This window comes from Solwaraspora sp. WMMB335, assembly GCF_049179075.1.
Taxonomy (GTDB): Bacteria; Actinomycetota; Actinomycetes; order Mycobacteriales; family Micromonosporaceae; genus Micromonospora_E.
In genome coordinates, this window is sequence record NZ_JBMHMF010000001.1 from 2,338,809 (window position 1) to 2,365,778 (window position 26,970).

At 67.4% G+C, this 26,970-nt stretch carries 16 protein-coding genes; 6 read left to right on the forward strand and 10 right to left on the reverse strand.

Features of this window, described 5'->3' with window-relative positions; translation table 11 throughout:
* Window positions 1-9: 9 nt before the first annotated feature.
* The 7 genes from drmC to drmD all read right to left on the reverse strand — a co-directional run bounded on the left by drmC (window position 10) and on the right by drmD (window position 14,536).
* A complete protein-coding gene (gene drmC, locus ACN27F_RS09860) occupies window positions 10-768 on the reverse strand; it encodes a DISARM system phospholipase D-like protein DrmC (RefSeq protein WP_421432726.1) in 759 nt (252 codons plus the stop codon).
* Complete coding sequence (gene drmB, locus ACN27F_RS09865) at window positions 743-2,767, reverse strand: DrmB family protein (protein WP_421432730.1); 2,025 nt, start codon at window positions 2,765-2,767, stop codon at window positions 743-745. Before drmB ends, drmC begins: the two co-directional genes overlap by 26 nt.
* Window positions 2,764-6,465, reverse strand: a complete 3,702-nt coding sequence (gene drmA, locus ACN27F_RS09870; protein ID WP_421432733.1) for a DISARM system helicase DrmA — start codon at window positions 6,463-6,465, stop codon at window positions 2,764-2,766. Before drmA ends, drmB begins: the two co-directional genes overlap by 4 nt.
* Window positions 6,462-6,767, reverse strand: coding sequence for a hypothetical protein (locus ACN27F_RS09875; RefSeq protein ID WP_421432736.1), 306 nt, complete (start codon window positions 6,765-6,767; stop codon window positions 6,462-6,464). Before ACN27F_RS09875 ends, drmA begins: the two co-directional genes overlap by 4 nt.
* A 294-nt stretch (window positions 6,768-7,061) precedes the next feature.
* Window positions 7,062-7,823 carry a transposase family protein gene (locus ACN27F_RS09880; protein ID WP_421432251.1) on the reverse strand — a complete coding sequence of 254 codons (762 nt, stop codon included), beginning with the start codon at window positions 7,821-7,823 and terminating at the stop codon, window positions 7,062-7,064.
* 81 nt (window positions 7,824-7,904) lie between these two features.
* Complete coding sequence (locus ACN27F_RS09885) at window positions 7,905-11,348, reverse strand: DNA methyltransferase (protein WP_421432739.1); 3,444 nt, start codon at window positions 11,346-11,348, stop codon at window positions 7,905-7,907.
* On the reverse strand, window positions 11,345-14,536 hold the full coding sequence (gene drmD, locus ACN27F_RS09890; RefSeq protein ID WP_421432742.1) for a DISARM system SNF2-like helicase DrmD: 3,192 nt from the start codon (window positions 14,534-14,536) through the stop codon (window positions 11,345-11,347). The genes ACN27F_RS09885 and drmD overlap by 4 nt, the downstream gene beginning before the upstream one ends.
* A 94-nt stretch (window positions 14,537-14,630) precedes the next feature.
* Between drmD and ACN27F_RS09895 the strand changes: the two genes are divergently transcribed.
* From ACN27F_RS09895 to ACN27F_RS09920, 6 genes are all read left to right on the forward strand, one after another.
* Complete coding sequence (locus tag ACN27F_RS09895) at window positions 14,631-15,734, forward strand: helix-turn-helix domain-containing protein (protein ID WP_421432745.1); 1,104 nt, start codon at window positions 14,631-14,633, stop codon at window positions 15,732-15,734.
* A 47-nt stretch (window positions 15,735-15,781) separates the two neighbouring features.
* The gene (locus ACN27F_RS09900) at window positions 15,782-16,270 is read left to right on the forward strand and encodes a hypothetical protein (RefSeq protein WP_421432748.1); all 489 of its coding nucleotides are present in this window, start codon (window positions 15,782-15,784) and stop codon (window positions 16,268-16,270) included.
* A gap of 46 nt (window positions 16,271-16,316) precedes the next feature.
* Window positions 16,317-17,915 (forward strand): hypothetical protein, encoded by a 1,599-nt coding sequence (locus ACN27F_RS09905; RefSeq protein WP_421432751.1) that lies wholly within the window; start codon window positions 16,317-16,319, stop codon window positions 17,913-17,915.
* The gene (locus ACN27F_RS09910; protein ID WP_421432753.1) at window positions 17,912-18,688 is read left to right on the forward strand and encodes a hypothetical protein; all 777 of its coding nucleotides are present in this window, start codon (window positions 17,912-17,914) and stop codon (window positions 18,686-18,688) included. Before ACN27F_RS09905 ends, ACN27F_RS09910 begins: the two co-directional genes overlap by 4 nt.
* A 119-nt stretch (window positions 18,689-18,807) precedes the next feature.
* Window positions 18,808-23,130, forward strand: a complete 4,323-nt coding sequence (locus tag ACN27F_RS09915) for a hypothetical protein (RefSeq protein ID WP_421432756.1) — start codon at window positions 18,808-18,810, stop codon at window positions 23,128-23,130.
* Window positions 23,127-24,179 (forward strand): Wadjet anti-phage system protein JetD domain-containing protein, encoded by a 1,053-nt coding sequence (locus tag ACN27F_RS09920; RefSeq protein ID WP_421432758.1) that lies wholly within the window; start codon window positions 23,127-23,129, stop codon window positions 24,177-24,179. The genes ACN27F_RS09915 and ACN27F_RS09920 overlap by 4 nt, the downstream gene beginning before the upstream one ends.
* Window positions 24,180-24,204: 25 nt before the next feature.
* On the opposite strand, the gene ACN27F_RS09925 is transcribed toward ACN27F_RS09920, so the two are convergent.
* From ACN27F_RS09925 to ACN27F_RS09935, 3 genes are read right to left on the reverse strand one after another with little or no spacing between them, the layout of a single operon-like run.
* Entirely contained in the window at window positions 24,205-25,680 is a 1,476-nt protein-coding gene (locus tag ACN27F_RS09925) for a tyrosine-type recombinase/integrase (protein WP_421432761.1), read from the reverse strand.
* A complete protein-coding gene (locus ACN27F_RS09930; protein ID WP_421432764.1) occupies window positions 25,677-26,069 on the reverse strand; it encodes a hypothetical protein in 393 nt (130 codons plus the stop codon). The genes ACN27F_RS09925 and ACN27F_RS09930 overlap by 4 nt, the downstream gene beginning before the upstream one ends.
* On the reverse strand, window positions 26,066-26,968 hold the full coding sequence (locus ACN27F_RS09935) for a DUF2637 domain-containing protein (RefSeq protein WP_421440082.1): 903 nt from the start codon (window positions 26,966-26,968) through the stop codon (window positions 26,066-26,068). Before ACN27F_RS09935 ends, ACN27F_RS09930 begins: the two co-directional genes overlap by 4 nt.
* Window positions 26,969-26,970 lie beyond the last annotated feature (2 nt).

Below are 26,970 nucleotides of genomic sequence, written 5' to 3' on the forward strand. Positions count from 1 at the left end.
GGATGTCCGTCAAACCGGGTCAGGCCCAGGGTCGGGAACGCGTTCGTAGAGTAGATCCTCGGCGTCGAGCATCTCGCGCTCGGCTGCCTCCGCGAGATTCCGGTTGTCGATGAGCACCCCGAATTCGATATTGCCGTGCTCCGCACTCCAGGAGAAGTTCGCGCTGGTCACTAGCAAAAAGCGGTGATCTATCGCGATGAACTTCGCATGATTACGGACCTGGACACCATCGAACTCCTTCGTTCGCAGAACGGTCCCGGGGTGAAGATGTCTGGCCACCTCGAAGGTAGTCGGGGTCGAGCGGCTCGGGCTCTGGTCGGCAGCTGCCGTGTCGACGTAGACCCGCACGCCCAGCTCTGGCCGCAGCGCCGCGCGCCGGAGCGTTGTCCAGAGTGCGGATGAGCGTCGAAAGTTGAACGTGGAGCAGGTCACCGATTGCCGAGCGCGGTCGACGAGGTGGCTGATCGAGCTGGTGAGCGGGCCGCGCTGGGCGATGTGGCCAGGCATCGTCCACAGCGCGCTCACGGCGTTTGGGGCGGTGCGCGCCCCTTGGATCGCTCGCAGGACTGCGATCAGGGAGATGGTCGGGCTGGTCTCGGCCAGCGATCGGAGGTGGGCGCGGCGTCCGGCCGGGATGGTCTTCAGCGCGACGGTCAGGGTGTCGCCGTCGGCCAGCCGGTCGGCGAGCTGTTTCGCCTCGGTGCCGGTGAGTAGTTCACCCAGGCGCCGGGCGGCGGAGGCGTCAATCGATGTCTCCGAAGAATCCAACGCGGCTCCCGGGAAGGTTGACAAGCAGGCGGCGGTCCAGGAAGCGGTTCGCGCGTTCGCAGGACGTTTCGGACGCCATGACGCAGCAGTGGCACGCCGCGCCGTGGAGGAAGTCCTCGGACTTGTCGGGCTGTCGCATCGCGCAGATCGGGTCTGAGGAGCATCGCGTCGCGCGGTAGAGCGCGTTGGCCACCACTCGTTGCAGACGGGCGGGTTCGCTCTGCTGGACGAGTCCGCCGAGAGTGCCGTCGCTGTCGGACGCGGTGGTGCAGATCAGCAGGCCGGCCGCTGCCTCCCGGTTGTTTGTTTCCGGCCAGGCGTAGAGGCGTTCGCTCAGGCTCGCGGCGGAGTAACCACTGGTCATCGCCAGCTGCCGGATGAGTATGTGGGCCAGCGTGTGGACCAGCCAGTACCGGGGCGGTTTGAGGCGCGAGTCGGCGTGCACACTCTTGGCAGTTTCCGAGAAGCGCCGTTCGAAGTTGCGTTCGTGGGCGTCTCGGTGAGCCTCCCAGAGGTCGGTCGCGAGGATGCGTTTCTCCCAGGTGGCGACGGCCTGCTCGTCGAGTTGCAGGAAGATGCCTTCGCCGCGGTCCTCGGTGGCGACCGTCCAGGCCGGGCGCGGGGCGCGGGCGAGCGGGGCGAGGCGCTGGGGCAGGTCGCCGGCCCGGTCCATGTCGTCGATCCGGGTGAACCCGACCAAGGCGTTGACCTTCCGCAGCCGTTCGACGGCCAAAACCCGCACGATTTCGGTCCGAAGGTCGGCGTCGCGGTCACGCCTGGACAGTGTCAGTCCGCTCGTCTCGTCCTCGTGGCGCAGACCGAGTGGATCCTTCTGCAGGTAACGCCACTCGGGGACGAGCAGATCAACGGGATCCCAGTCGCGAAGCCATGCCTCCTGCTCCTCGGCCGACTCCGGGGGCGACATGGCGGCGGCGACAGCCTCGCTCAGCTGTTCGTCGGACAGTTCGGAGACGTCGACCTTGCCGTCGAGCACGTCCCGCAGCGTGTCGAGGTCGTCGCTGTACTTGGCGAGCTTGTCTCCGAGCGCGACGCGGATCCGGTTGGCGAGGTCGCTGGTGCGTTCCTGCTGGGACTCCGGCATCACGATAATCGACTGGGTGGCGGGGAACCACAGGTTCGACGCGCCGACGAGCATAAGCCTGGCCTTGTTGCGGCACCCGTTCGGCTCGAACGCGTCGAGGTGCGGATGACGGCCGCGGCAGTTCGGCAGTTTGCTGCGTCCGGCCTCGCCCTGTGCCTCGTTCATCGGTCGGCGCTGTCCGCAGGATTCGCAGTGGATGACCGCTGAGGCGCCCTTGCCGGCGGTGCGGTCGACCATCCTCAGCGCCGGGAACTCCGCCTCGGAACATGCCTTGCCGTGATGCACCCACAGGTCGTACGGGAACTCGTCGAGGTGACCGTCGACGCAGGCGAGCAGGTAGCGGGCCGGGATAGCGGTGCGGCTGGTCGCTTTGCGACTGCCGCCGCCTTTACGTCCGGTGCATTTGGCGTGTTCGAAACACGCCAGGTCCGTGCGGAACGGATGGGTGTTGGTGTATGAAAACTGTGAGAGCAGTCCGAGCATGTCGCAGCCGGTGCAGCGCAGCCACTGCGGGAAAACCCGAGCGGGTACGCCGAGGTCGTTGCCCTCGGTGGACAGGCTGACCTTCTTCTCCTGCCAGGGATGAGGACGCAACTGGACGTCGCGTGAGCGTAGAAGACGGGCGACCACCTCCCGCAGCCGCGGCGCGCGGATCTGCCGAATGCCGTCGCGGCGGCGCCAGATCCGGTCCCAGTCGTCGATTCCCGTGGGCATGATCGTGAACTGGGGAAGATCCATGATGGAACCGGGACCGTAGGTGTAGAGCAACGATGACGGACGGCCGGAGCCGACCTTGGCGCGGTTGTGCTTGGTCGCCTTCTCGGCTTCCTTCTCCGCATCGCCCAGCGGGTCGACGGCGGTCGCGGCGTCGTAGACGAATCTGGCTACGTCGGTCATGACGTTCCGCTCTCCTCGGGCAGTTCCCACCGCGGGGCGCCGGGCGGCGCAATGTAGAACAGGTTCTCCTTGATCGGGCTCACCAGCAGGTTGATCTCCGGCTGCACCTCACGCATCGAGTTGGCCACCACGAACGGGGGCGCGTCTCGCCCGTCGGCCCGGGACCGAGCGTTCTCTGCGCTCATCATCAGGGCGTCCTGGCGGCTGTCATCGGCCACCTTCTCGTACACCAAAGACTTGCGCCGGTCGGCCAGGTGCTTGCGTCGCTTGTCCCACTGGTCGAGCCGGTTGAGCAGCCGCTGCCGCGCTCGGTCCGCCGAGTCCTCGTCCGAGGCGTCCAACACCCGGTCGACCAGCGCGTCGATCAGCTCGACCGCGAAGGTGCGCTGGCCGTCGATCCGGCCGGCGCTCTGCTCCGGCGACAGCCCCTGCGCCTCGGCGGCCTGCACCACGCGAGCGGCGCTGATCAGGACCCCGTCGAGCCCGCGTTCCAGCGACGTCGTCGAGAACGGAGTTACCGACAACGCCTCGACTTGTGCGTAGAAGGTCTCGTGGTAGTGGCGGAACTGCTCGAAGTGGGCCAGGTCGCGGGGCCGCGCCCAGTTGCCCAGTGAGATCACCAGACCGGGCCGCTTAGCGTCACGGCCGACGCGCGAGGATGCCTGGATGTACTCGGCGGTGTTCTTCGGCTGACCAACGACGAGCATCAGCCCGAGCCTGGTCACGTCCACACCGACCTGAAGCATCGAGGTGGCCAGGACAGCATCGTACGGGCTCACGTCCCGGGAAGGCAGCGGCTTGTGCGCCTCGCGCAATGCCCGAAGCTCCCGCTTGCCGGCAGTGGAGTCGAACCGCGCGTCGAACGGCACCGCCATCTGGTCCAGGGTGGCGGTGATGTCGGCGCTGGAGACTCGGGACGTGAGCTCGGCGATGTTGAGCGACCCGAAGTTCGTTCCGGTCCGGCTCGGCAGCAACGACCAGGGACGCCTCTTGGCCAGGGCGGTCTGGATGTCGTCGCCCATGTATCGGGCCATGCCGGCAAGCTCCCGCGTAGCGCTGAAGTAGCCGACCAGCGTCAGGTACGGGTCGGCTACGTCACCGCACCGGTCCAGCAGCAACTGCGCTCCCGCCATCAGCACCTCGGCGACCCGGATCTCCGCGGTCGTCAGGCGAACCCCGGTGGTCGACAGCCCGACATAGCGCCGACCCGGGAACTCCTCCGAGATCTTCTCCTCCTTCGAGAAGAATGTCTTGCCGGCATCGAGGACCTGCGGCGGGAAGATCGTGACATCGCGGCCGTACAACGCGCGGACCTGGTCCGGGGCGTTGCGCGCGGTCGCGGTGGAGGCCACCACCAACGGCCGCACCCGATCACCGGCCGCCGTCCGCCAGCCGGCCATCACGTCGATGGCCACCTCGAACAACCCGACCGTCGTCCCGAGCGCACCGGTGATCAGGTGCAGCTCGTCCTGAATGATGAGGTCGGGTGGCCGCAACCGAGACGTCGGGTGCACGGCCGCCTGCGGAAAACCGTCCTTGCTCCGTGGGTGCTTGCTGCCGTCCTTGATGTCGCAGTGCCGATAATCGGCGTGCACGAAGCCGTGCCGCCCGCAGCGCCGCGACACGTAACCGAACAGCGACGCCGCCTCACCCTCGCGAGCCAGGCGGGCGAACTTGTCCACCGTGGCGATGAGGAACGCGGGCGCGAGCCGGTAGATCTCCTCGTCGACCGTGAGGACCGGCAGGCCGTCCGGCACCTCGCCACCCTCGGCGAACGGGCAGCCCGCCAGATCATCGCCGCAGTACACGAACACCCGGCGAGTCCCCTCGGCGGCGCGCACATTTCGGGCGCTGACCCGGCTGCCGCACCACGGACACCGCTGAATCTGCAACACCGTCAGCCGGTATCCGCCGCCGCTGCGGTTCGCCCGGTTGAGCTGCGTTGCGGCCTCGTCGTACCGCTTCGGGCTGACATCCGTGCCCACCCACAACCCGATCCGGAACGGCTCTGCGCCCCACGTCGCCTCATCCTTCAGGCGAACCCGTTCCGCGGCGCACACCAGCGTCGTGGCGCGCTGGAACTGCTGTGCGGTCAACAGCCGCAGCGTGTACCGCATAAGCACCGCCACACCGCGGCCACCGTCGAGCGGCCCGTCCGGGGTCTCGACGATGCCCTGTCGGCGGCGGATAGCGAACGTGTACGCGGCCAAGCCGAGATACGCCTCGGTCTTGCCACCACCGGTCGGGAAGAACAACAGCTGCGCCTTGGCCAGATCCCCGGAACGCCGCGGCGCCGCCGGATCACTCAACAGCGGAAGCTGCATCAACACGAACGCGAGCTGGAAGGTACGCCACGAGTGCGCCTTCGGCCCCTCGGCGAGCACCGCCTCCCGCGCCTGCTCGATGCTCTCCTTCGGGTTCTTCGCCCGGCGGGTGGCGACCTGCGACTGAACCCGCTGGTCGGCCATCACCCGGTTCATGAACCGGAAGCACCGCAACGCCTCTGGATCACCGAGCAGATGGTCTAGCCCTTCGGCGAGCTGCTGCTGAACCCGGCCTGCTTCCCGAACCGCATCTAGCCCTTCGCCACGCAGATGCTCGGGAAGCGCGTCGGCAACCTTTTTCTGACCTTCCAGCCAGGTCGCATAGCCCTTCACGATCGACTCAAGGCCGGCCCGCAGCTCTTCCTCGCTCGCCGACTCCAGACGCTTCATGTCCAGCAGCGCCGAACCGATCTCCTCGGCGGTGGTCTGCGGCGTTTGACACGTCGGCAACCAGGTCGTCCACACCGCACGCGCCCGCCGGGCGCCGTCCTCCACGTCCCAGTCGACCGAGCAGGTCCGACCCACAGCAAACTCCAGCCGGTCCCGATACTGCAACCGCAGCCGACGCAGCTCGTCATCGCGCTCCGGACGCGTATCAATCAACGGATCAGAGACCGGCAGGAACACATCCTCGCCACCCGCCTCGACCCGCAACACGGTCTGGAAAAGCCACGCGTTCACCGGGATCTTGCGGGGGGTCACCTGGTCATTGCACAGCGCGATTTCGATGAGCCGACAACCACGTTCCGGGGCGTCGTGCCGATCGATCCGAAGGACCACCTTGTCCTTCAACGACACCGTCGTGGTCTTTCCGGGTGCGAGGTCGGCGACGACGATCTTCGCCGGGATCTCGACGGGGGTGCGTTTGTAGCTGCGCATCCCGGCCTTGCCGTCCTCGCCCTTCTCCTTGATCGGCTCGTAGACACCCCACGACGCGGTCACCGTGAACTCCGCGACGTCCATAGGAAGCTGACAGCGCAGACCCATGGACGCGGGAATCATCAGCCCGCGCTTCTGCGGCTCGTCTTCCACGGCATCCTCATCGGCGCCCGCGCCGCTCTCCTCGACTGCGGTAACCGGAACGCCCCGGCTCTCTAGAGCGTCGAGGGCATCACCGACATCGGTGACGACATCGTCGGAGTCCGCGTCCTTCGGGTCGTCATTGCCGGCCTTGAGCCGCTCCGGAGCGATCCGACCCACCAAGTACACAACGTCAGGGGAAGCGTCGAGCACTTCCTCTGGACCGTTTGCTGGGCCGCGGAGCTCGCGTTCGAGGATATCGACCAGGTCTTCCCGTGCCGTCCACGACCGCCCGTCCGGCTCATACTTGAGCCGGTACTGCTGGTCCTTCGGCGGCTTCTGTGGGGCGGTCACTCGTCGTCCCCCTCATCCAATTCATCCTCAGTAGGCGGCGGTGCCTCACCCTGGGCTGCAGCGCGTCGGTGGTTTTCCGCCAGCAGCAGGTCGAGAATTTCCACACGCGCGTTCGGGCTTACGGTCCACCTCTGCATCCGACGATAGGTATGGAAGCCGTGATCCAGCGACACCGAACCCCATCCACACGCGCCCATGACGGCTTCGTCAAGTTCGACGTGGATAGCGCGAATTGCAGCAACGTCACGATCTGCGGAATCTATCGTGGCAGGATCGTTGATGAGATTGTAGAGGTCGGTCAACCCTATTTCCCGCCGAGCCATGATCTCTCGTCGACTAGAATCTAGCTTCCGACCCATCTGCTCCAGGCGTTCCGTTGGCAGCGGTCTCGGGAATGCAGCGAACACATTCGACGCGGTATAGCGCGGATCCCTGCGTAGACCCGATCCGTACTTAATCGCCCACATCTGGTGAGGGCTTGCCGACAATACGGCCTGATCGGCATAGGAATCGGTAGCGAAGATTACCAGCGCGTCACCGAACAAAAAGGACCTCTTCACGCGGTATGGCATGAGCGTAACAGAATGCCTTGAGGTCTATTCACAGGCGATCCTATAGAAGTGCAACCCGATGACGCAGGAGATCGTTTCTGTGAAGGTCGCAAGCGGTCTGCGGTAGTCGGTGTGCAGGATTCGCCATGTCTTCAGGTTCGCGATGACCTGTTCCACAACCCAGCGGATCTTGTTGACCTGCCTGTTGTATTCCTTCTGCCATTCCGCGAGCTCGCCGCCCTTGGGCTTCTTGTACGGGGTGATCATGCCGTTGCCGACGTAGCCCTTGTCACCGATCCAGTCTCCGGGATTCAGGGTGACGAGGACCTCGGTGTCGTTGATCGCGTACGAGTCGTGGTGGTTGCCGGTGACGGGATCGGAGATCCAGGCGAGCGCACCGTCGAGGGTGCAGGCGACCTGAACGCTCATGCCCGTGGTCTTGTGCTTGCCGGAGTACAGACAGCGGTGCGTGCGCCATGACCAGCAGGGAAGCAGCGTGCCGTCGACGATGTACTGGGTGGTCGGGCTGAGGTCGTCGGCTGTCGGCACGAACTCCGTCAGCACGCGATCGAGGACCGGGGTGATGCCGGTGACCGCTCGCGAGATCGTCGACTGGGAGACGCCGTGCGCTTCAGCGATCTCCGCTTGGACGCGGTTACGACGCATGTAGGTCAACGCGACGACGACAGCGCGGTAGAGACCAAGGACCGGGGGCCAGGGCTCCATATTCAGATCCTGGCATTCCGTTCGGACCAGCACGCAGAGGTCGCGGATCTGGTCCGTGGTGAAGCCAGTGGTATGATACATGTCCGGCGGTCCGCTTTTCTTTGAGATGTGGTGTGGTAACTCCATCCTACGGAAGAGCGGATCGTCCTTTTTGTTGGGGGTCTACTGTAGCGAGTCGGAGGCCTGCTGAATAAGCCTCCTTGCCATGACAAGAACCTCATCCAAACCTGCGATTGCCCGACGCATAGCTGGACGAGGTCGCTCAAAGAGCCACCATGGGGCGTCCCTCATTGCCATTGACCCTTTCGCCCGCTGTGGCTTTACGCGTTCGCGCACATGCCGGTAAGGGATGGGATATGCCCGCGCATCCTGCTCCGACGCTTCGTTGAAGTCGATAATCCATCTGGAAGCCGACGCATCATGACGCGAGTTTAGGTCGCCACCGTTGAGATATGGGAACAATATGCGAGCGTTTCGTTTGTCGGCTTTAATCCACGCATTCGCCTCATCGGGAGTAACAATGAATCCAGCTCCGGAAGGTTTGCATCCCTCAAACGCCGTAGCGAGATTTTCGACGAGCCGAACGGGTCGCCCTTCTACCTTGCCTGCGGGTTCCAATAATGTCGTGATCCGATGGGTTTGAACGCCGTCTGCGATTCTAGACACAGAGGGCGCAACGACGCCAGGCGATCCCCAGACTGCTGAGTATTCCAGGCTTGCTCCCTGCGCCGGCCAGGGTTCACTCTGGATCGACCTCGTAATGGTAAATCCCTTATCCACCATCTGATCCAGACCCACCTCGCGCGTTTTGCCTTGCGCGATACTGTTTGTTGCAATAAGGCCGAACGCGCTTCGACTCGCGGCGAGCCCGGCAGCTCGTAGGAAGAAGTAGGCTACGAGGTCGGCGTTGCCCCGTTGTCCATACGCGAGGATATGGACCAGCCAGTCTCGAACGTTAGACCCTATCGCGCCCGTAATATCTGACCCTGTTACGAAAGGCGGATTTCCGATGATCGAGTCGAAGCCACCACGCTCCATGACATCGGGCACGGCGAGGATCCAGTGCAATGGCTTCCAGCGCTCGTAATCGGTTTCCACCGTCGGGCTGAGGCCGGCGTCAAGGATCTTGTCGAGCATGGTGCGGTCCGGTGTGCCGCCAGAGCCAGGGTAGGCCTGCTCGATGGCGATGAGAAGGTTCTCGTACGCCTCGCGCAGTGCCCTTCCTGGCTTGCCGCCGAGCCGTAGTCCGGTGGCGACCACGGCATCGGCGATGTCGGTGAGCTGTGCCGTGAGTTGTTGGTATTCGCGCCACTGCCGGCGTTTGGTTGTTGCCGAGCGCTGCGGGTCGCTGTCGTCTACCTCAGTGGCGAGCTTCTGGCGCAGTCGGGCTGCTTTGCGGAGGATCCCGTCGATGTCGAGGTCGAGCAGGCTCGGCTGATGGGGTGCGGTGTCGGGGTTGATGTGTTTGTGCTTGAGCTGCCGGGCGTTGGTGAGGCCGAGCAGGGCGTTGCCGTGCAGGATCTTGTCGTCGACGAAGGAGAATGGCAGCTTCGGGTCGAGTGATACCAGCCAGAGCGAGAGCTTGCACATCTCGACTGCCATCACGTTGATGTCGGCGCCGTATAGGCAGGTTGCCACGATCGTGCGGATGGCGTGGGTCTGCTGTTCGTGCGGCGTGCCGACCGCGACGCCCTCACTGCGCCATGCCTCGACGAGGCGGGCGGTGAGGAAGCGGGCGGCGGCGACGAGGAACGCGCCGGAGCCGCAGGCGATGTCAGCGACCTTGAGGTCGAGGATACGGTCCGACGATACCGGCACCCAGCCGTCGACCTGCTGGTGTGGCCCCGGGTCGTAGACGAGCGGTTCGAGGGCGTAGTGGACGACCTCTTCGGCGAGAGAGCGCGGGGTGTAGTGGGCGCCTGCCGTCGCCCGCGACGGGGTTTCGACGACGAGGACACCGCCGGGGACGACGACGAGAGGGCGGTTACGCAGGTCGCGGCGGAGGATGCCGATAAAGGGGCGGAGCCGGTCGCGTAGATGCTCGTCGGTGGTGACCGCGCGCAGCGCGCGTTCGGCGTCCTCGACCTTCGCGCTGTCCCGGATCGCTTTCGTGAGTGCGGACTTGGACGGTGCGGTGGCCGCCGGCTGGTGTTCCTTGACCCACGCGAGGATGGAGTCGGACAGGGCCGCGTCGGTCTGCGTCTCGGCGGCGAGTGTTTCGAGCTGGGCGAGGGGGATCTCGGGTTCTTCGCCCTCCTTGCCGATGAGGCCGACGACGACCTCGTCGACCTGCGTGCTGGAGTAACCGAGCAGGCCCTCGTAGATGTAGCCGATCTGCTCGACGTCGATGTCGCGGAAAGAGATCCTGCGGGCCGGCTGCCCCTTGAGCTTGGCGACCTGGACGGCGTCCAGGACTTCCAGCATCACCCGGTCGCTGACGGTGATGGCGAGAGTGCTGCGGTCGTTGCGGGCGGTGAGGAAAGGGAAGCGGCTCGGGTCGAACAGTGACCCGCCGTACGAGGGCAAGCGGATGTCTTCGAACGACGAGCCGTGAAACAGCGCCTGTGAGGTGGCCAGGAGCCGGTGCCAGGTGAGGTAGGTGGCGTCGAGTGCCTCGGTGCCTTCCTCGCGGGCGCGGGCATCGAGGGCGTCCAGTTCTGCGCTGACGCCATAGCCTGCTGCGAACAGCCGTCCCTGGGGCAGCAGGCCGCGTTCCTCGGCGAAGAGCAGGAACACCACCCGCATCATTACCGTTACGGCCGCCTCGTATACGTGAGCGCGGTTGTTCGGCAGCGGATCGGGATCGGCGTCGAGGGCTGCTTCCGACAGGGCTTGGACGAGTAGTTCGACGGCGCGGCGGACCTGGGTGCCGAGCGCCTCGGTGACCTCTTCGGCGGCGGCGACGGATTGGCCGAACAGCTCGGTGAGCCGGTCTTGCGGTTTGCCGCCGACGAGTCGGCGGCGCTGGAGCAACTCGATGAACGCGTTGCGGGTTTGGGGTTCCTCGATCCAGGTCTGGGCGTCCACGATGCCTGAGGCGACCATGGTCTTCTCGCGGGCGCTGACGATCGCCCACCAACGGCCGTCGGTGACGACACCGATGGGAACCTTCGCCGTGCGCAGCAGTTCTTCCATGCGATCGATCGGGGTGGCGGCCCAGCCGTCGTTGAGCGGGTCGCGCAGGGAATCGACCGGGTCGGTGATGAGGACCAGCGCGCCGGTCAGATCGCCGTGGACGAGGGCGCCGTTGGGTTGTACGGTCACGGCGTGATTCGGTGAGCGCACGCTCGCGATGCCAGTGTCGGTGCGGTAGGTGTCGCCCCAACCGAGGACGTCGCGCACCACGACGTCGACCCAGGTGTCGCGGGCTTGGCGGTAGAGATCCAAGGCGGCGTCCCCGGGCTGCTTGTCCCAGTTCTCCCATGCCTTCTCGAACGCCGGCTTGGCATCCTTCAGCGCGGCGAGCACGTTGCGTTCCAGCTGCGGCATGCCCTGCGGCCACACTCGCCGCAGCGCCGGCACGGCCAGGAATGGACCGTCGGTGTCGACCAGCTCCAGCCACCCTCGGTGCAGGTCGGCAGCGGTCGGTGCGTGCTTGCGGATCATGCCGCGACCCTCCCCGCTTCGGCATCGGCCAGGGTTAACGCGAAGACGACTGCGGCAGCTGACACGTGCGGCTTGATGTCGCGATATCGCTCACGGATAGCGGCGATCTCGCGCTGTTCCTCGTCGTCCAGGCTCGCCAACCGGTCCTCCATGGCGCGTAGGTCGCGGCGTCGCTGGGCCTGCTGATCGTCGGTGAACAGGAGTTCTTCCTGGCTGCGGATCTCGGCGGTCAGCCGGTCGCGGGACTCTTGCAGGTTCGTGCGGAACGCGCCGAAGATTTCCCGTGCTCGGGTGACGTCGGAGTCCCGGCGCGCCTGTAGCGCCTCGGTGACCTTCTCCTGCCGGCTCGCGGCCTTGCGGGCCATCGCGGTCAGCAGACGGGCGCGCAGCCGGGAGTCCTCGGCGTTCCACAGGTCCGCAAGTACGGCGCGTACGGGTTCATCGGCCAGGGCAAGGTCGTGCGTGTCGAGTGTCTCGTCGAGGACCTGTTCTACCTTGGCCTCGGCCATCGCTTGGCCGTGGACCCGGACGCCGGTGAGGAACACCTCCTCGTGCAGGCGCAGGCCGCCCCGGCCGACGAGAACCAGGCGGGACACTGCGGCGACACAAGACTGTGGCAGGCCGTCGACGATGACGGCGGTGACCCGGTGGACAGGGGAGTCGACGCTGAACAGCGCGCTGCGCAGCACACGTGCCGAACGTTGCATCAGAGCGTGCCCGAGGTGGATGTGGACCAACTCCTTGTGGCGACCCTGCGCGGCCTTGTCGTCGAACGTGATCGGGCGGGGCACGCCGGGCTCGCTGCGGGTGTCCAGGCCACGTAACGCCGACTGCCATGCCGAGCCGAGGTTGGGTACGCGGAAAACCTCGGCGTCGAGGTCCTGGGCGAAGCTGTCGTCCGGTACCAGCGGCGGCTGCGCGGTGAGGGTCAGCGCGGTGTCGACGACCCGACGGGCGTTTGCGGCCGTCAGGTGCATCTCCGCCTTGCGGACGTCGTAATTGCGGGACAGCTCGGTCAGCTGACGGTTGAGTGTGATGCCACCGGCGAGAGCGCGGGTGATAACCGCGTTCCCGTCGTCAGGAGCAGGCGGCCTGCCTCTGCGGCCGGCCGCAGGCGGATTGAAGTGGTCCTGTACGGCGGCGGCGATCACCTGGTTGACCGAGCCCAGGTCAGCCGCGACCGTGCCGACCTTCTTGGCGATGTGCTCGATCAGGAAGTTCATGTCCCGCGCGTACGGGGTCTCGGTCGAGTCCGGCACCAACTGGTAGATCTCCGGGGTGTGGTTCTGGCCGTATCGGTCGATGCGGCCGATCCGCTGCTCCAGGCGCGACGGGTTGAACGGGATGTCGAAGTTGACCAGCCGGTGGCAGTGGTCCTGCAGGTCGATGCCTTCGCCGGCCGAGTCGGTGGCGACCAGCACCCGGACCGGGTACCTGACGGGGTCCTTGGTGAACTGGTCGCGGATCAGTTCCCGCTCGATTGCCGGCGTAGAGCCCTGGATAGTGGCGAGGACATCGCGGTAGCCGCGCTGCGCCAGCACGCGGGCGATCCAGTCCAGCGTGGCGGCGTACTCGGTGAAGACGACGACCCGCTCATTGGTGAACGTCTTGCCGTCGGGGCGGCAGATCGCGTTGAGGAAGCTGATCAGCGCGTCCAGACGGGAATCCGGGCGGTTCTCGTAGCGGCGGCCCCAGTCGATGAGCTTGTCGATTTCGTCGTTGGTCGCCGTCACGAGCGCATGGGAGCCCTTGCTCTGCCGCAGGGTTGTGAACTCGGGATGCTCGATGTCGCCCTCCTCCTCGTCGGATTGTCCGCTACCGAGCACCTCCTGGTAGTACTGCTCCTCGTCATTGATGGCCAGCCGGCCGCCGTCAGTCGCCTCCTCGTATAGCTCCAGCGTGCGGGCGAACGCCCACGGGCTGGACAAGAACCGCTTCTTCAGCAGCATGGCCACGATGCCGCCGGCACCCGACTTTCCGTTGGCGCGAGCGCTGTCAGCGAGGATCCGAGCGAGGGTGCCGAACTGCCGCTGCTCCTCATCGCTTGGCGTGAACACAATTGGTCGGAGCACTCGCTGGTGGAAGCCCTTCTCCGGCAGGTCGGTCTTCAACCGGCGGACCGCGATGTCGCGCAGCGCACGTTCGTCGAGGTTGGCGCCCCGGGTGAATCTGCGCCCGTCGATCATCTCCAACAGCGCGGTGAACGACTCCGAGTACCCGTTGTGCGGTGTGGCACTGAGGAAGAGCCGGTGCTCACATCTCTCGGCGAGTGCTTTGGTCGCCGTCGTGCGGTGGCTGTCCACGGCGTAGCCGCGCCGGCCGGGCGCGGTAGTGGGGCTGGCGGGTGCGACGTGGTGCGCCTCGTCCACCACCAGGACGTCGAAGGAGAAGCGCCGGGCGGTGGCCGTGTCCGCCACGTCGGCGTACACGTCGCGCAGTAGCCGCTGTGCCCGCAGACTGGGTAGCCACGACATGCTGACGATGACCCGGGGGAATAGCCGGAAGGGGTTAGCGTTCAGTCCGTGGCTGCGTCGGACGGTCGCCATCAGGTCGCTGTTGACGATGACGAAGTCGAGACCGAACTTCTCGCGCATCTCGTCCTGCCATTTCAGGGCGAGGCTTGGTGGGCACACGATGATCACGGTGCGGGCTCGGTGGCGCAGCAACAGCTCCTGGATGACCAGGCCGGCCTCGATCGTCTTGCCCAGGCCCACGTCGTCGGCGAGCAGCAGGTTGGTGCGCGACGACTGAAGTGCGCGCCGCAGCGGCTCCAGTTGGTATGCCTCGACGTTGGCGCCGCTGCGAAAGGGGGCCTGGTAGGAGTTCGTGTCGGCGGAGGTGACCGCGCCCCACCGCACCGCGTCGACGAACGCGGCGAGCGTGTTCGGGTCGTCGAATGCCTCCGGACTGATGGCCTCGGGGAGTCCTTGGTCCGGTGCAACCGTGTGGCCCACCTCCAGCTCCCAGACGACCGAGAGCTCCTGGCCGAGGCGGTCCTCCTCCAGCGACTGCAGCGCCACCACGTGCGTCAGGCCGGCTGCGCCCTCGTCGGCGGGGCTGCGGGGCAGACCCTGCGGGCGCACCTCGACCACGGCCCAGGTCGAGCCGCGTACGGTAACCGCCTGGCCCGGCTCAGGCAAGAGCGGCACGGCGAATCCGGGCTCATTGCCGGTCCGCTGGTTCGCCATGATCGTCACGTCAGTGTCTTCCCCTCATTGGTCACCGTCCGCCATTCTCCACAGGGCTTGCGATTTTCGCAAGGTCGTGGATAGGCTTGGTCTTGTGTCAAGCGTCGTCGAGCGAGTCCTGGGTCTGATCGAGGCATCCGGGATGAGCCGTCGCGCCTTCGGGCAGCGCATCGGCCTCGACGAATCGAAGATGTCGAAGTCCCTCAGCGGTGCGCGCCGGTTCTCCTCGGTCGATCTCGCCCGCATCGCGGAGCTATGCCAGGTCACCGTGGACTGGCTCATCACGGGTGACGAGCCACCCCTGGCGATGGCCGCGCGAACAACCGGCGGCAGCGCCACCACCGCGATTACCGCCGCGCGACGGTACAGCACGTTGCGCTCAGACATGGACTCGCTCGGCTACCCGCAGCCCTGGCGGCCGCTGACCGGCAGGCAGGAGGGCGGCGGGTACGCGGATCAGGGGCGCCGGCTCGCGCAGGAAGCCCTCGCCCGCGTGTCGCAGGCCGACCGGTCAGTGGCGACCGGAAACCTGGCCGGCGTGATTGAGGAAGTCTTCGGCGCCGACGTCGCCGTCGTCGAACTCGGCTCCGGCTTCGACGGCCTGGCGACCTCGTCCGAGCACGTCAAGCTCGTCGTCCTGGCCACCTCTCACATGCCCACCCGGCAACGGTTCACCCTCGCCCACGAGCTGGCCCACTTGCTCACCGACGATGACCAGGACGTCCACCTCGACCTGGACGTCTACGACAAGTCGCAGGCCAAGGACCCGAGCGAGATGCGGGCCAACGCCTTCGCCGCCGCCTTCCTCATGCCCGAGGACATACTCCGCCGCGCCGCCGGCACCACCGGCTTCACCGACACCACGTTCGCCGCACTCGCCTGCGACCTGATCGTGACGCCGTCCGCGTTGGCGTACCGGCTACTGCAGCTGCGGCTCATCGACGCGGGCGCCTGCGACCGCTTCAAGTCCCTCACCGCCGCCAAGGCCGCGCACACAGCCGGCCGGGGCGAGGCGTTCGCACACCTGGTCACCGAAGCGGCCCGACCACGCCCGCCCCGGCTTCTCGTCCGCGACACCTACGCCGCCTACGAAGCCGGCGCGGCGACCCTGCGCCCCTACGCAAGCCTGCTCGGAGTCGAGGTCGACCAACTCAGGCGCGAGATCGAGTTGGAGCACGGAACTCACGATGCCCCATGACCGAGTTCCTGTTTCCGGACAACACCGTCCTGTGCAACTTCGCCGCCGTGGACCGGCTCGACCTGCTCAAGGCGGTACTCAACGGACGGGGCCGCTGGACCGCAGCGGTCGCCTACGAGGCAAGCCAATCGGCGGACGTCCTACCCGCCCTGCACCGGCTCGCCTCGGACGGCTGGCTGGGCGAGGCGATCGAAATCACCGACGAGTCCGAGATCAAGCAAGTTAGCCGCATCCGACGCGCCGTGTTCGGCGGCACAGACGACAAGCCGCTCCAGCACCTCGGTGAAGCGGAGACCTGCCACGTGATCGAGCACTGGCCGGAATTCGCCGGCTCGTGGTGGATCTCCGACGACCAAGAGGCCCTGCGATTTGCCCGCTTCCGCGGAATCACCACGCGCGAAACGATCGACCTCGTCGCCGTCGCGGTCATCAACGGTGACCTGCTCACCCGCGAGGGCTTCGAGCTGATGCAGGCGATGTCCCAGCAAGAGCGGTACCTCCGGCTGCCCACCTCGGCAGCCGATCTCACCCGCTGACAACGGCCGGCTACCGTACGAGTGCGGAAGCGCATAGGAGGGATGAGTGGACGAGCTCTTCGACCTCGCCGGCGGCACCGCCGTGTCCGGGTCACCGGCTTCGGCGGAACTCTCAGCCTTCGACCGCACCTTCCCGGCGCGGGTCGCGGTGCTCATGCGATCCCGCCCAATCACCGAGGCGATCGTCGCCGCGAACCGGCAGGACTGGCCGGCGGCCACCTACGACCTCGCGACGTTCGCCCTCGCCGCCATAGATCTGGTCATTGCCCAGCAGGGCTTCGAGGAGGAAGCCACCTACGACGACGTCGTGGACGGCCTCACCACGCTCGCCCGCCGTACCGCACCGGAGCGGCCCACATCGGAACATCGCCGCGTGGGCGAGTACATCGTCAACGCACTCCTGAACCGGGGCGAGCGCGAGGCGCCGTTCACCTACCGGATCAGCGACTTCACCGACGAGGCCCGGACCCACCAGCGGCGGCAGGTGCAGTTCCGGCTGCTGATCGAGCGAGAGGACCCGGTACGCGGCGAGGTCGTCCTCAACGCCACCCGCGACGCGATCAACGCGCTGGTCGGTGGACTGGAGTTCGACGTCGAAGACGAGCAGGTCGCCAACGAGGTGCTACTGGAACGCCAGCTGGCCAAAGGAGCGTTCGACGCCGCGGAACGCGCCGCGGTCCGAGCTCGGCTGCTGTCGGTCTCGCTCGCCGAAGACCTCCACGAGCTAATCAAGAACACCCGCCGCGACCTGCGTGTCGTCATCCAGGAGTGGGCAACGGTCGTTCCGCAACGCCTGGCCACGGCCCGGAAACACATCGCCGGCCGGATGGAGGCCGAGCATCGCCTGCTCGCCAAGGTCCGCGAGTCGCTGGAATCCGACGACCAGCAGGTGACCATGGCGGCAGCCCGGATCGCCGCCCTGCTCACCGAATGTTCCCGTCGGCACGACGCGCTGCACCGGCAGGTCATCGCCGCGCGCAGCGTGTTCCTGGAGGAGCAGGATCGGCAGTCGTTCCGGTCACCGGCGCTGGGCCACCTGCCCGACCTCAGCCGTGAGATCCTCACCCCGTTGCTCGGCCTGGACAGCGAGACCGCCCTCCTGGTCACCGACAGGTGGCTGTCGGACATCACCGGTCCGCGCCCTCCAAAACTGCCTCGGCTGTACCGGCTGGTCTACGACCTGTGGGCGGTGCGCGACCCCACCGACGACGATCGTGACCTTGACGACGATGATGAGGCGGGAGACCCGGATCCGCCGACGATCGGGCCGGACATCGTGGACGCCGCGCGGCGGGTCGTCATCAGGATCGGCCTGCCCGCCCGCCTGTCGGCGCTACTCGCCGATGCCCTGACCGATCCCGGCCTAGACAGCGGCACTGACCGGCAGCGGGCCGCGGAGATCCTGGCGTTGGCCGCGCTGTGGTGCTTCGCGCCCGAGGAGACCGATACCGAGCACACCGCATCGGTCGACCTGACCGCGCGGATCCTGGGGCCGCGTGCCGTCGCGGACGCCGACGACCTGAAGCTCGATCTGCCGGGATGGGACGGCGACGACCTGATCATCGTTCCGCATCCCGACGCCCTGGCGACCGCCGACCCGCAACCGGTCACCGGCCACCCCTGGATACATGCGGAGACGCGATGACGCTGACACAGAACGATCACACCGACATCGGGACCCTCATCGCGTATGCGCTGCAACCCACCCGGCGACCCGGACGCAGCCATGAATACCGTCGGGTGCTCGGCCGGTACCGCACAGAGTCCGACTTCCGGATCGCCGCCGATGCTGTTCTACACGGCCTGCACGCCCGCGTCCTGTCCGACGGCGACTTCGGACTCGTCCTCGGCGTCAGCCCCGAGTCTCCGTTCGCCTACCGGGTCGGCGACATGCCCCACGCGGGAACCCGAATCGGGCGCCTGATGGCCGGCCTCGTCTTGGTCGGGGTGGCCGCCTACGCCTACCCCACCCCGGCCGATCTGGAGGAGGAACGAATTCGCCGCATGGCGGACGTCGAGTTCGAGCAGTGGATGCGCGCGATGTGCGAGCGCCTGCAAGAGCACGACGCCGCTGGGGAGCCGGTCCCCGACGACGGCTTGGACGAGGCGTGGCGGGCCTATCACGAGATGCCGTCCACGCTCGTCGGCGATAAGGGCCGCAGCTCCGGACGGCTATCGCCAAAATGCACCCTGTACTGGGTTCGCAACGTCCTCGGCTGGCTGGTGGAGCAGGGCATGGCTCGTGCCGACAGCACTGGCGGGACCTGGATGCTCACCGAGCGGTTCCGCGTCCAGGTCAAGGACATGGCCGGTGAACCTGCCTACACCTTCCTGGCGGACATCGCCCGACGGCCGCACATCCGGCCGTCAAGCCCCGCTGTCCAGCCGCCCGCCGCAGACGACGGGGAGCAAGCATGACCTACCATCTGGCCGCATTCCGGCTCCACTCGATCGGGGAGAGATCCGCTCGCTTCACCGACGTCACGCTCGACCTCACCGGCCCGGACGGCAGCAGCAGCCACCCCGCCGACTCGGTAGTGTGGCTGCGTAACGGAGGCGGCAAGTCCTCACTGCTGTCGCTGTTCTACGCGCTGCTGTTGCCGAGAGCTATCGACTTCATGGGGCGTACGGTGAAACGCAGCCTCACCGACTACGTCGACAGCGGCGACACCGCGCACACCGTCGCGGCGTGGCACCCGGCCGCCTCGGACACGTTGGACGGCTCGCCGGACCGCATCCTCATTACCGGAGTCGTCTACGAATGGTCCGACCTGCGCCGTCCGGCCGACGCCGACCGCGCCCGGGACCGGCTCGACACGACCTTCTACGCGTTCTATGCCATGCCTGGCGTGCTGGATCTGCACCGGCTCCCCATCCTCGACGCCGCAGGCGCACCCTGGCGCCGGGCGGCCTACGTCGCCGCCCTCAAGGAACACGCTGCGACCCACCCGCAAGCCATGGATCTGGTCACCACCGAAAAGCAACACGAGTGGACGGCAGCGCTGATCAGCCGGGGCCTCGACCCGGCGCTGTTTCGCACCCAGAAGCAGATGAACCACGTCGAGGGCGGCGTGGAGGACATGTTCCGGTTCTCGTCCGCCCGCGAGTTCATTGACCTGCTCATCGACCTCACGGTCGCACCGGAAGACGCGATCAGCGTCGCCGATCGCCTGGCCTCGATTGCGTCGCTGCTCGCGACCAAGCCCGCCAAGATGGCTGAGCGAGGCTTCTGCCTCGACTCGGCAACGGGCCTGGACCGCATCCACGTCTGCCAGCAGGAGGTCGACGCATCAGCCGTCGCCCTCCAACATGCCGTCAACGGATCGGCCAAACTCTCCGCCGCCTTTGCCGCGACAGTCACGCAGGCGAACAATCAGATCGAGGCGCTCGCCGCGCAGCGCGACGGTATTGAGAAGCGACGCGCCGCAGCGGTGACCGAAGGCGGCGCCGCGTACGAGCTTGTCTACCTGTACGAGGAACGCGCCGCCCAGATACGACTGAGCACCGCGCAGGACCAACTCAGCAAGGCCGACACCGACATCAGCAACGCCGCCGAACTCATCGAAGCCTGGGAGGCCGCCGGACACCTGGCGGAAAAAAAGGAGTTACAGGACGCGCTGGAGCGCACGCGGCGCGAGGCCGGCGAGGAACGGGAACGCACCGCGCCACTGCGGCGAGAGCACGACGAGCACACAGCTCGTCTGCAAACCCGCCTGCGTACACTCGTCGACGCCCACGAGACTACGGCAGGAACGGCCACCGAAGCCGCCATGAAGGCGAAGGCAGACGTCGAGGCCCACCGCGCGGCAGCGAAGAAGGCCGGCCAGGAGGCCCAGGCAGCGGACAAGGACGCGGCGACCGCGACCGCCCGGCTGGAGTCGCTGGCCACAGACCTAGGCACGGCTGTCCGCGACGGCGTGCTCCCGAACGAGCAGACCGACCCGGCCAAACATGACGCCGCTCTCGCCGAACAGCACACCACCCTCACGGGCATTCTTGCCGAGATCCAGAGCCGTCGTGAGCAACGCCCGGCGATTCGGCGCGCCCTGACCGGCACGCTCACCACGCTGACGGGTGAGCAGGTCCGGCTCGACGCGGAGCGTACCCGGCTCGCGGAGGACCGTGCCGCGTTCGCCGAACGCGCAGCCAAACTCGTCGCAAGCGAACGCGTGCAGGACCTAACCGAGGCCACCGGCGACGCGCCCGTGGATCTCTGGGCAGAGGCGGACACCCTGACCCGCCGGTTGTCCGACGCGATTGTCGACACCGACGTAGCGCTGGTGCGGCTGGAAGCCGAACGCATCGACGACCAGCGCATCCTCGACGTACACGCGCGCACCGGACTGCTACCCACCACCCTCGACGCCGAACGAGTCCAGGCTGTTCTGACCGAACACGGCGTCATGGCCGAAACCGGCTGGGCCCACCTGCGTACGCTGCTACCCGGTACACGCCTGCTCGAGACGGTCACGGAACCGGACCTCGCACGCCTCGGCGTCGGTCTCGTCATTCCCACCGCCCAGGCCACCGCCGCCGCGACCGCGTTGACCGGCGTCGACACGGCGACCACAGCACTCGTCGGCGTCTACACCGCGCAGGCCGCCGCCGCGATCGTCGGCTCCACCCATGCGGACCCCGACGCACCTGCTCCGGTGTGGGCCGGACTGCATCGGGGCTTGGTGGATCCGGCGTGGGCCGAAGGCACCGTTCGCCAGGTCGCGGGCCGCACCGAGGCGTACGACGGGCAACAGTCCCGCCTGACCGAAGCACGTGAGGCCGACAGGGTCTTGCTCGGCAAGTTCACCGAACTGCTCGCCGACTGCCCCGCCGGGCACCTCGACAGCCTCACCAGCCGCGTCGACGACCTCGACAGCACCCTGCGCGATGTCGCCGCAGCACTCGACAAGGCTCACGTGGATCTCGCCGAGCTCGACGAGGCGGAGGCGGCCGACACCGCAGCCGAGCAGCAAACGCAGCTCCGGATCTCCGACATCGAGAAATCACGCGCCCGCCTATCCGGCCTGATCCAAAAGATCGAGGCGGCCGTCGAATGGCGTAGGGACCTCGACGAGGCCGAGTCCCGAGCCAAGGACGCCCACACCCGGGCCGAGCGCCTCGCGGAGGAGGCCAACCGGGCGCTCGACCACGCCACCGAGCAGAGCAGGCTCGCCGACGCCGAGGGCAGGACCGCCAACGCATACCAGGGCGAGGCGGCCGGCCTGACATTCCTCGACTCCAAACCGGAGGTTCCCGACGATCCGGCGGCGTCCCTCGACATCCTCCGCGCTCGGCGCCAAGAGGCCGCCCGCGCCTGGGAAGTCCAAGCCTCCCAGTCCGTACTCGCCGAGCGGGAACGCAACCTCGCCGCCGCGCTGGCGACCGAGACGCAGGCCCTCGCCGCGGTCAGTGTCGAAGTCTTGGAACGTGCCGGTGTCCTGCTCACCACCGCGCAGGGACAAACCAAGCCGGCTCGGGCGGCGGCACTGGCCGCCGCCCGAGAAGCCAAGGAGGAGGCGGTCGGCCGGAAGGGCCGCGCCTCCGGCGACATCGCACAGCACTCGGCGACGCTCACCCGAGTTCGATCACGGCGCACCGATCCACCCAAGCGCGCGTTGCCTGTTGAACCGACCACAGCGGAGCAGGCCGACAACCTGGCCGCCGAATTTGAAGGGATCGGTCAAGCCTCCATCGAGAAGCGGGCAACTGCAGAGCGAGAACTCCGCGACCTTGAGGGCAAGCAGGGCGAATACCGGAGCCGGGTCACCGCGTTCGAATTGCTCGCCGACGGCCTTCCCGACCCGGCCGACTGGGGTGTCGCGCCCTTCGCCGGGTCTGAGGACGAGGCGAAGGCCCACAAACAGGCGGTCGTGCAAGCGCTGCGCGCCGCGGAGAAGGGCGCGAGCGACGCGGCGGTCTCCCGGGCGAACGCGGTCGGAGACTTGCGGACAACAGGCGGCAGGTACCCGGGGGTCGCTACACCCGCGAAAGACCGAGTGCTCCACGACACCGAAGAGGTGCTGGCGCAGCACGCGGGAACGCTGGCCAAGCAACTCAGACTGCGCGCGGACATGATCGACGGGGAACTCGCCGACATCGCCAAGGACCAGGCGATAGTGACCGACTCCCTCGCCCGTCTCGTCTCGAACACCCTCGACACCTTGCGCAAGGCCGAACGGTACTCGCGAGTGGCGACGAAGACCGGAGGCTGGGCCGGGAAGCAGATGCTCCGAATTTCCTTCGAGCCACCTGCCAGCGACGCGGACCTGCGCACCTACGTCAACCGCGTCGTGGAGCGGCGCATCGCGGATGGCGTCAAGCCGGAGGGACTGCCGTTGCTCAAGGATGCCGTCCACGAGGCAGCCGGGACCCGGGGCTTCACCGTCAAGGTACTCAAACCCGCCCTGGACCTCGTGCCCACCACTGAGGACATCACCCGGCTTGGCAAATGGTCGGGCGGAGAGAAGCTGACCGTCTGCGTCGCGCTCTACTGCACCATCGCGGCACTGCGCGCCGGCAACGCCGGACGCCGGGATCGCTCGGGCGGCGTGCTGCTGCTCGACAACCCGATCGGCCGTGCCTCACACGGCAGCCTCGTCGGCCTCCAACGAGCGGTCGCCGCCGCACACAAGGTCCAGCTCGTGTACACCACCGGGGTGAAGGACCCAGATGCCGTATCCCGGTTCCCCAACGTCATCCGGCTGGACAACCGCCCGGGCCGCACCCGGAACCGCCGCTACATTGTCCCGGACGACACGCTAACCGACGGAGCCAACCAGCGCCTCATCACCGGCGTCCGGGTCGCACACGACGAGTCGTCCAGCGGTCATGACAAGCACGGCCAGCCCGAGACTTCGACATGACTACGACGCTGGGTGACATCATCGCTGCCTACGTCGCGGAGCAGCCGGCCAGTCGAGTCCGGGTCGACGGCCTGCTACGGCATGCCACTGCCGTCGACCCTACGCTCGTCGGCGATCCGACAGCACGGGCCCGGCTCGCCGCCATCCTGACCGGCCTCGCCAAAGCGGGCGCCGTCGTGCTGCCAAAGGCACGCTCCGGCTGGGACGATCGAACGAAACCACCATTGCCGATATGGGTGGGCAAGCCGACGAAGCCACGTCGGACCCAAGCGGCACCGGCACCGCGAGTCTGGCCACAAGCACTCGAAGCAGCCGCCGCGATCGCAAGCCGACCAAACGAATACCAACTTCTGGACAAGATCGCCAGCTGGCTGCGGAACAACCCCGACGCTGAACCCGTCCCCCTTGAAGAACGCTCGTTGGAGATCCTCGACGACGAGAAGGCCCTCGCCATCGAAACGACCAAACGACTGTTCACCACCGGCGCCCTGACCCTCGACCTGCTTGCGTGCTACCCGACGCCCGTACCTTTTCCCTCCCAGCACGTCCCCGGGGTAGGGCCGACGCGGCTGCTGGTAGCGGAAAACAACGCGACGTTCCACTCGCTCCTGCAGGCCGCCCGACAAGTGGATCCCGACGTGCGCCCCGACCTGCACATCGGATGGGGCTGCGGCAACCAGTTCCCCACTTCCATCACAGCCGTGACCCTGCTCGACCCGGCGCCAACCGCACTGTACTACGTGGGCGACCTCGACGCCGCTGGACTGCGCATCGCGGCCGGCGCCGCCGCGAAGGCGAACGCGCACAAGTTGCCGCCCCTTCGACCTGCGACCGCGCTCTACGAGTGGCTGCTCGCCCACGGCGTTCCTCGCCCAGACAGGTCCAACCCTGGCATCAGCAACCCTGGCACGCTAATAGCCTTGATGCCGGAACATCTACATGAACCGGTCTCCCAGTTGCTCCGGGCACGCCGACGAATTGCTCAAGAGACCCTTGGCCTACGCGCGCTGCGCGCCAATCCAAATCTGCTTATGCAGGCCGTCGGTTAGCACGCGGAGGCGTAGCCCTATGGCGCTATGCCGACTGCGCTCCGCTAGCGGGACGTCGTGGGACGAGAGCGGCGGTGGCTTCGGCGGCAGCGTGAGACAGCTCGGGTAGGACGTCGCCGTAGAACTTGGCGGTGAAGTGTGGGCTGGAGTGGCGGAGCCGGTTGGAGATGACCTTCATCTGGACGCCGGCGGCGAGGCCCATGGTGGCGGCGCCGTGGCGAAGGTCGTGGAGCCGGATGGGTGGTAGTCCGGCTTGGGTGGCGAGGTGGTGGAAGTGGTCGGTGACGTCGGCGGGGTGTAGCCGGTCGCCGGTGGGGGTGGTGAACACCAGTCCGGTCTTGGTCCAGGCGGCTCCGGCGGCGAGGCGTTCGCGGTGGTGGCGTGCGCGGTGGGCGCGCAGGACTGCGACGGTTTCGGCGTCGAGGGCGATGGTGGCTTCGCTGTCGGTGGTTTTGGGGGTGTCGATGGCGGTGGCCCAGCCGTGTTGGACGAGTTGCCAGCGGACGGTGAGGGTGGCTGCGTCGAGGTCGAGGTCGTCCCAGTGCAGGCCGCAGGCTTCGCCTCGGCGTAGGCCGGTGAAGGTGATGAGGTGGTAGAGGGCGTAGAGCCGGTTGTTGGCGTCGTGGGTGTGGTCGAGGAAGCGTCCGGTGTGTTCGGGGGTCCAGATCATGACGGGGCTGGGGATTTTGCCGGTGTCGCGCCAGGTCTTGACGCGTTGGTCGGTCCAGATGGTCGGCTTCGGTGGCCGTGCTGGGGGTAGTTCGACCATGAGGGCGGGGTTGGTGTCGATGTAGCGGTGGCGGCGCATCGCGTCGTTGAGGGCCTTGCGCAGGGTGGCGTGGATGCGGTGCTGTGTGGCTGGGCCGACGATGCGCTGGTTTTTGACCTGGTCGCGGTTGGCGGGGTCGCGGCTGGCGCGAAGGGTGGCGATGGTGGTGTTGCTTTCGTCGATGGCGTCGTGCATGGCGTCGATGTGGCCGGGGCGGAGTCGGTCGATGCGCAGGTGGCCGAGGTACGGGATGAGGTACAGCCGGATGTGGCCTTCGTACGAGCGCAGGGTGCCTTTCTTGATGTTCTTGCGTCCGGCGAGCCAGTCGGTGAGGTAGTCGGCCATGGTGGGCAGTTCGGTGGGGGTGATGTCGAGATGCAGCGCTCGGCGGATCTGGTCTGGGGTGGGGATGGGTGCGCCGGTCTTGACGGCGGTTTCGATGAGGTCGCCGGTCTTGACGGTGGTGTGGGGGTCGGTGGGGTCGGGGACGGCGAGCGCGGCTCGGATGCGGTCCAGGACGGCGTCGGCGTCGGTCTGGTTGGTGTAGGGGCCGTGGCGGAGCGGGCGGCGGGTGCCGTCGGCGCGGGCGGGGATTTCGATCTGCCAGTGCCAGTGGCCGTGGTTGCGGGACCAGCCGCCGCCGGGCCGGCGAAGCTGGGGGCAGGAGCGTCCTAGTCGCCGGCCCGTCGAGGTGTCGCGGCAGCCGCAGCGTTTGAAGGTGGATCCCTTCACTCGTCGTCTCCTGGATGCTCGGGGTGGCGCCGCCAGCGGTGATGGTGGTGGTAGTCCGCTGGTGGCGGGGTCGTTGCATCCACGCTCGGCTCGGGCGCGGGATCAAGTCGCCGGCCGTCGTCGGGGGTGGTGTCGAGCAGGAGGAGTCGTAGAAGGCCTGCGACCGGGACGATGATGCGGGTGCCGGCCCGGATCACCGGTGTGGGGAAGGTGTCGGCGGCGGCCAGGCGGTAGGCCTGGGATCGGCTGATGCCGAGTACGGCTGCGGCGGTGGGCAGGGTGGTGGCGGCGCCGAGCGCGCGGATCCGTTCGGCGGTCCACGCCGTGCCTGCTGGCCGGTTCGGGTTGGTCGGTCGGGTGTCGCGGGTCGAGGTGGTGTTGGGGTTCACGGTGTGGGGTCTCCTGACTGCGGTGGAAGCTGTTGCGACGCGGATGCGGTGGCGGGTGTAGAAGCGGTGGGTGTCGGGGTTGGTGGTGGTGTGCTGTCACTGGCCGGTCCCCCGATGGCCTGGCGGTGAGACGACGCCGCCGATGGTTGTTCGGCTTTGAGGATCTTCAGCAGCTGCGAGGCTCTGGTGTTGGAGACGGTGTGTCCGGTGGAGCGCAGCGCGGCTGCCAGGGCCGCTCGGGTCAGCGGTTGGCCGTCGGTGGCGAGCTGGTTGTGGGCGTGTATGGCGGCGGTGAGTAACTCGTCGGTGGGGTGGGTGGACGGTCCGCGCCCTGATGGCTGGCGTCGGTGGACCGGTCCACCAGGACCGGGACGGTCCGGCTCGTCGTGATCGTGGTGGCTGTTGATGGTGTGGACGGTCGGCGCATACAGTGTTTCGTCCGCGTCCTCCGGTGGGGTGGACCGGCTTTCGCGGTCCCCGCCCGGGCGGGCCGGGTTGGCGGTGGACTGGTCCCCCTGCTGGACGGTCGGCGCGGCGGCGCCCGCTTGCGTGGGTACGGATTGGGGTGTGGTGTCGGCGTAGCCGAGAGCGATCTTGACCATGACGAGGAAGCCGAGCGCGGGCACGGCCGCGGCGATCCAGCCGATCGGTGACGGCTCGGCCTCCACGACCTGCGCCGCGAGCGACAACGTCACCGCGCAGGCCAGCACCGTCGCCGGGAACACCGTCGACACGCCGGCCCGTTTACGGCGGCGGAGTTCCAGTCCGGAGGCGATGGACATCAACTCCAGCACGATCGCGTCCGCCCAGGCGAGCCAGCCGGGCTGACCGTGCGCGGCGGCGACATCGCGGACGTGGGTGAAGCTGGCCGCGCCAGCCGCCCCGCCGATAGCGAGCATGA

Excerpts from the sequence above, each read along its gene's own strand:
- drmB (WP_421432730.1), bottom strand. The coding sequence starts at position 2,767 with ATGACCGACGTAGCCAGATTCGTCTACGACGCCGCGACCGCCGTCGAC.
- ACN27F_RS09880 (WP_421432251.1), bottom strand. The coding sequence starts at position 7,823 with ATGTATCATACCACTGGCTTCACCACGGACCAGATCCGCGACCTCTGC.
- ACN27F_RS09885 (WP_421432739.1), bottom strand. The coding sequence starts at position 11,348 with ATGATCCGCAAGCACGCACCGACCGCTGCCGACCTGCACCGAGGGTGG.
- drmD (WP_421432742.1), bottom strand. The coding sequence starts at position 14,536 with ATGGCGAACCAGCGGACCGGCAATGAGCCCGGATTCGCCGTGCCGCTC.
- ACN27F_RS09910 (WP_421432753.1), top strand. The coding sequence starts at position 17,912 with ATGACGCTGACACAGAACGATCACACCGACATCGGGACCCTCATCGCG.
- ACN27F_RS09920 (WP_421432758.1), top strand. The coding sequence starts at position 23,127 with ATGACTACGACGCTGGGTGACATCATCGCTGCCTACGTCGCGGAGCAG.
- ACN27F_RS09935 (WP_421440082.1), bottom strand. The coding sequence starts at position 26,968 with ATGCTCGCTATCGGCGGGGCGGCTGGCGCGGCCAGCTTCACCCACGTC.